This window comes from Bacillus timonensis (assembly GCF_000285535.1).
GTDB lineage: Bacteria > Bacillota > Bacilli > Bacillales > Bacillaceae_L > Ferdinandcohnia > Ferdinandcohnia timonensis.
In genome coordinates this window covers 1-265 of the sequence record NZ_CAET01000115.1, presented here as the reverse complement: position 1 = coordinate 265, position 265 = coordinate 1, and the positions used below count along the sequence as shown (strand labels likewise).

Genomic DNA, 265 nt, shown 5'->3' with positions numbered 1-265 from the left:
CATGAATTTTCTGGAGGAATGAGGCAGCGTGTAATGATTGCAATCGCTCTTGCTTGCAGGCCAAAGCTTTTAATTGCTGATGAACCTACTACTGCACTTGATGTAACCATTCAAGCACAAATTTTACAGCTAATGAAGGACTTGCGAGAGAAGACAAATACTTCGATTATCTTAATTTAATTTATCTTGAATTCAAGATAATTTTATAACAATATCCGATGATTGTCAATTCCATGAAGGGTGTGATATTTAGATTAGCTGTCAT

General features: G+C 35.1%; 1 pseudogene. It reads left to right on the top strand.

From position 1 onward, the window contains the following. Nucleotides 1-177, top strand: a pseudogene (locus BTHG_RS23910) (ATP-binding cassette domain-containing protein); the annotation flags it as partial. Nucleotides 178-265 lie beyond the last annotated feature (88 nt).